Origin of the sequence: Streptomyces sp. NPDC005393 (assembly GCF_040606675.1) — a bacterium.
Lineage (GTDB): Bacteria > Actinomycetota > Actinomycetes > Streptomycetales > Streptomycetaceae > Streptomyces.
In genome coordinates, this window is sequence record NZ_JBEXFG010000107.1 from 1 (window position 1) to 4,793 (window position 4,793).

5 protein-coding genes and 1 riboswitch are annotated in these 4,793 nt (G+C 69.3%); of the genes, 2 read left to right on the plus strand and 3 right to left on the minus strand.

Annotated elements, in window-relative coordinates; translation table 11 throughout:
* Both ABZS71_RS35305 and ABZS71_RS35310 read right to left on the minus strand, forming a co-directional pair.
* The coding region (locus ABZS71_RS35305; RefSeq protein ID WP_356216869.1) for a transposase domain-containing protein at positions 1–591 on the minus strand (591 nt) is incomplete at its 3' end.
* Between the two features lie 337 nt (positions 592–928).
* Positions 929–1,009, minus strand: coding sequence for a hypothetical protein (locus ABZS71_RS35310; RefSeq protein WP_356216880.1), 81 nt, complete (start codon positions 1,007–1,009; stop codon positions 929–931).
* Between ABZS71_RS35310 and ABZS71_RS35315 the strand changes: the two genes are divergently transcribed.
* Positions 1,008–1,175, plus strand: a complete 168-nt coding sequence (locus ABZS71_RS35315) for a hypothetical protein (RefSeq protein WP_356216872.1) — start codon at positions 1,008–1,010, stop codon at positions 1,173–1,175. The genes ABZS71_RS35310 and ABZS71_RS35315 overlap by 2 nt on opposite strands.
* 84 nt (positions 1,176–1,259) lie before the next feature.
* Here ABZS71_RS35315 and thiC read toward each other — a convergent pair whose 3' ends face one another.
* Positions 1,260–3,035: a phosphomethylpyrimidine synthase ThiC gene (thiC, locus tag ABZS71_RS35320; protein WP_356216875.1), complete on the minus strand. Its 1,776-nt coding sequence runs from the start codon at positions 3,033–3,035 to the stop codon at positions 1,260–1,262.
* A riboswitch (TPP riboswitch) is annotated at positions 3,028–3,144 on the minus strand. It overlaps the preceding gene by 8 nt.
* A 68-nt stretch (positions 3,145–3,212) precedes the next feature.
* Between thiC and ABZS71_RS35325 the strand changes: the two genes are divergently transcribed.
* Positions 3,213–4,658 carry a YibE/F family protein gene (locus ABZS71_RS35325; RefSeq protein WP_356216877.1) on the plus strand — a complete coding sequence of 482 codons (1,446 nt, stop codon included), beginning with the start codon at positions 3,213–3,215 and terminating at the stop codon, positions 4,656–4,658.
* The last annotated feature ends 135 nt before the right edge of the window (positions 4,659–4,793 follow it).

Sequence of the window (4,793 nt, forward strand, 5' to 3'; positions counted from 1 at the left end):
ATAGGACGTCTCCCCGTTCGTGGTCGGCCCGAACACCGCGTCCACAACGGTACGGGTGCCGCAGGCCACCAGAACCAGCAGACGGAGCGAGGGGTATCCCGCCCCGCCGTTGTTGCCCCGGTGCTTGGTGAACTCGGCCCTGTTCGCCGGGCTGTCGGGCACAGCCATCAGCGTGCCGTCGACAGCGCAGACGAGCAGTCCCCGCCACCACGCTCCCATGGTGCCGATCCCGGCGGCCGGTCCGCGCAGCAGGTCGAACAAGCGGTGCAGCGGTCCGGTCCCGACCCGCCTGCGGGCCTGCGCCAGCGCGCCAGCCGTCGGAGCCGCTGTCTGCAGTCCTTCCAGACCGGCCGTCAGCCGCTGCCACACCTGCCGCCATCCGATTCCCGGGAACAGGGCCCCCGCCAGCAGCAGATACACCACCACACGCGAAGGAAGGTCACGTATCCGCTGCTGTGTCCTGCCGGTCTCGGCCAGCACCTCATCAACCATCTCGAACGGGACGATCCGCGTTAACTCGCCCAGATGGCCCGGCGCGAACGACCCCGCGGCAACCGCTACCTCATGAGAAATGACAGACTTGGCGTCCAATGGAGCTCCTGCTGAACAGTGATCTTGGTCGACACGGTTCTAGCAGGAGCTCCATCTCTACTTCAGACGCCTTGACACATCAGCCCCGCCCTTAACTACACGGCGTTGGGACTAGACCCCGCGGGACGCGTCCCGCCCCGTGAGCGCCAGCATCCGGGTGAAGGCGTCCGCCCCGGGCCCCGGGTCGGGGACGGCCTGGAACTGCCCCGTGGCGCTGAGCCCCGGCCCCAGCGGCTCCAGCCACGCCAGCGCCGCCTCGGCCAGCGCCTGGTCCGGTGTGAACCGCTCATCGAGCGCTACAGGGGCAGCCGGCCAACGACACGTTGAGTGCGACAGGTCAGGCGATGCTCAGGGCCTGTGCCGGGTTATCGATGGTGATCGTGTGGATCTGCTCGTCGGTCAGACCCTTCTGCTTCATGAGCGGCACGATCTTCATTGGAATGTGGGTGACGCCAGGCCCGCCGTTGATCGCCGTGCCCGCGCTGCACGAGCCGGGCCAGGTCAGCCCGGACGGCTATCCCTGGCATCTGGCCCTGGACGCGGACGCGTCAGCTCTCACGGAACATGATGCTGACCAACCGTGAGCCGCACCGGCTGGTCACGAGCCCTCCACAGGTGGACGCCCCACCACCCATCGGGGCAGCGGGGCGTCCACAGAGCGGGTTACCTCAGTCGGCGAGCGGCAGGTACACCCGGTTCCCGCTCGCCGCGAACTCCTTCGACTTCTGGAGCATCCCCTCAGCGACCTCCTCAGCCGTCGCCCCCGCAGCCGCCGTACCACCGAACTGCGCTGTGATGCTTTGGCTAATCTTCATCGAGCAGAACTTGGGCCCGCACATGGAACAGAAGTGCGCCGTCTTGGCCGGCTCCGCCGGAAGCGTCTCGTCGTGGAAGGAGCGGGCCGTGTCCGGGTCGAGGGCCAGGTTGAACTGGTCCTCCCAGCGGAATTCGAAGCGCGCGTCGGAGAGCGCGTCGTCCCAGGCCTGGGCGTCGGGGTGGCCCTTGGCCAGGTCGGCCGCGTGGGCGGCGATCTTGTAGGTGATCACGCCGGTCTTGACGTCGTCGCGGTCGGGCAGGCCGAGGTGCTCCTTGGGGGTGACGTAGCAGAGCATCGCCGTGCCCCACCAGGCGATCATCGCGGCGCCGATGCCGGAGGTGATGTGGTCGTAGGCGGGGGCGATATCGGTGGTGAGGGGGCCGAGGGTGTAGAAGGGGGCCTCCTCGCAGATCTCCTGCTGGAGGTCGACGTTCTCCTTGATCTTGTGCATCGGGACATGGCCCGGGCCCTCGATCATCGTCTGGACGCCGTGTTCCTTGGCGACGCGGTTGAGCTCGCCGAGCGTGCGCAACTCAGCGAACTGCGCCTCGTCGTTGGCGTCGGCGATCGACCCCGGGCGCAGCCCGTCGCCCAGCGAGTAGGTGACGTCGTACGCCGCGAGGATCTCGCACAGCTCCTCGAAGTGCGTGTAGAGGAAGGACTCCTTGTGGTGGGCCAGACACCACGCGGCCATGATCGAGCCGCCGCGCGAGACGATGCCGGTCTTGCGGCGGGCGGTCAGCGGGACGTACGGGAGCCGGACGCCCGCGTGCACCGTCATGTAATCGACGCCCTGTTCGGCCTGTTCGATGACGGTGTCCTTGTAGATCTCCCAGGTCAGCTCCTCGGCCTTGCCGTCGACCTTCTCCAGCGCCTGGTAGAGCGGCACGGTGCCGATGGGGACCGGGGAGTTGCGCAGCACCCACTCGCGGGTGGTGTGGATGTTGCGGCCGGTGGAGAGGTCCATGACCGTGTCGGCGCCCCAGCGAGTCGCCCAGGTCATCTTCTCGACCTCCTCCTCGATGGAGGAGGTGACGGCGGAGTTGCCGATGTTGGCGTTGACCTTCACCAGGAACCGCTTGCCGATGATCATCGGCTCGATCTCCGGGTGGTTGACGTTGGCGGGGAGGACGGCCCGGCCCGTCGCGATCTCCTCGCGGACGACCTCGGGGGAGACGTTCTCGCGAAGGGCCACGTACTCCATCTCGGCCGTGATCTCGCCCCGCCGGGCGTACGCGAGTTGGGTGACGGCGGCGCCCTCGCGGCCCCGGCGCGGCTGGCGCGGGCGGCCCGGGAAGACCGCGTCGAGGTTGCGCAGCCCGCCGCGCGGCGCGGTGTGCTTGACGCCGTCGTCCTCGGGGCGGACCGGACGGCCCGCGTACTCCTCGGTGTCGCCGCGGGCGATGATCCAGTTCTGCCGCAGTGGCGCGAGGCCACGGCGGACATCGGTCTCGATGGTGGGGTCGGTGTACGGGCCGGAGGTGTCGTACAGCGTCACATCCCGGCCGTTGGTGAGGTGCACCCGGCGAACCGGAACCTGGAGATCCGGGCGCGAACCCGTGACATATCCCTTATGCCAGCCGAATTCGGCGGCATTTTCGCGCATGTGTGCATCCTGCTGAGTCATGAGACCCACTCCCTACGCCGGCATTACCCGGTAACAGGTTCAGCGGTCGGCGCAGCTGTCGCGTCAGCGCCCTCTCAGCCCGGTGCTCCGAGCTCCCGCGATTGCAAAGGTGCCCCCACGCTAACGGTTCTCCGGCCGTACTGAACAGAGGGCCATGCCTCTTGCGATGATGCGACCGTGACCCGGACATCGCAGGACCATCATCCGCCCGAGCAGGACCACGCCCCGACAGACGGCCATGCCCACGGCCATGCGGCCGCGCACGGCCACGGCCACTCCCACGGCCATGGCCCGGCCGCGCCCGCCTCCGCCCGCCTCCGCAAGGTCGTCGCGGCGGTGCTGATCCCGTTCGCGGCCGCCGTCGTCGCCGGGCTGATCGTGCTGTGGCCGGGCGGCCCCGACCACAAGACGCATCAGCGCTCCGGGCTCGGCTTCGATCAGCAGACCGTCGCCGGACGGGTCGTGAAGGTCGAGGAGGTCGGCTGCGCCGACGTCAACGCCCAACCGCAGCAGCCGAGCGAGCCCGGTCAGGACGCCGCCCAGAACTCCGGCGCGCCGGGCCAGGGCGGCCCGGGCGGCCCGGGCGGCAAGAAGAGCATCTGCGAGAAGACCACCATCGAGGTGACCTCGGGCAAGGACAAAGGCCGCACCTTCCCTGAAATCGTGCAGCCCAACTCCTCACGTCACTTCAGCGCCGGCCAGACGCTGAAGCTGGCGTACGCGCCCAAGGCACCCAAGAACCTGCAGTACTCGGTCTCGGACGTCGACCGGTCGATGCCGATGGCGCTGCTGGCCGGGTTGTTCGCGCTCGCCGTCGTGGTGGTCGGACGGCTGCGCGGGGTCTTCGCGCTGGTGGCGCTGGCCATCAGCTTCGGGGTGCTGACGCTGTTCATCCTCCCGGCGATTCTCCAGGGTTCGAATCCGCTGGTGGTCGCGGTCATCGGGGGCAGCGCGATCATGCTGCTCGCGCTCTATATGTGCCATGGGCTGACGGCCCGTACGTCCGTCGCCGTGCTCGGCACGCTGGTCTCCCTGCTGGCGATCGGCGCGCTCGGCTCGGTGTTCATCGGCTGGGCCAGCCTGACCGGCAACACCGACGACCAGACCGGTCTGGTGCACGGCCTCTATCCCGGCATCGAGATACGCGGGTTGCTGCTGGCCGGTGTGATCATCGGCTCGCTGGGTGTGCTCGACGACGTGACGGTCACCCAGACCTCGGCGGTGTGGGAGCTGTGGGGCGCGGACCCCACGACGTCCCGGCGCAGGCTGTACGCGTCCGCGATGCGGATCGGGCGGGACCACATCGCGTCCGTCGTGAACACGCTGGTGCTGGCGTACGCGGGCGCGTCGCTTCCGCTGCTGCTGCTCTTCTCCATAGCGGACAGCGGCGTGGGGACGGTGGCCACGAGCGAGATCGTCGCGCAGGAGATCGTACGGACGCTCGTGGGCAGCATCGGGCTCGTCGCCTCGGTGCCGGTGACCACGGCGCTGGCCGTGCTCGTCGTCTCCGCGGACCGCACGCCGGAGGGCGGCGGCGCGGAACGCGCGAGCCAGGCGGGAGGCCCAGCAGGCCACGGCGGCCGGGGCGGACGCGGGCGGCGCCGTCGGGCACGGGCACGCTGAGCCGCCGGCGGGGCGTGCCCCCGTCAAGGCGCGGCGGGCGGCCCCTAGATGAATGAGTCCAAGGGGTGCCGTCGCGGTTAGTGATCGTAGGCGATCAGTGACCGCTTGATGGGTTGCCCTTCCTTGTCGTTGTGC

Coding starts and splice junctions, on each gene's coding strand:
- ABZS71_RS35310 (WP_356216880.1), bottom strand. CDS start 1,009: ATGAAGCAGAAGGGTCTGACCGACGAGCAGATCCACACGATCACCATC.
- thiC (WP_356216875.1), bottom strand. CDS start 3,035: ATGACTCAGCAGGATGCACACATGCGCGAAAATGCCGCCGAATTCGGC.
- ABZS71_RS35315 (WP_356216872.1), top strand. CDS start 1,008: ATGAGCGGCACGATCTTCATTGGAATGTGGGTGACGCCAGGCCCGCCG.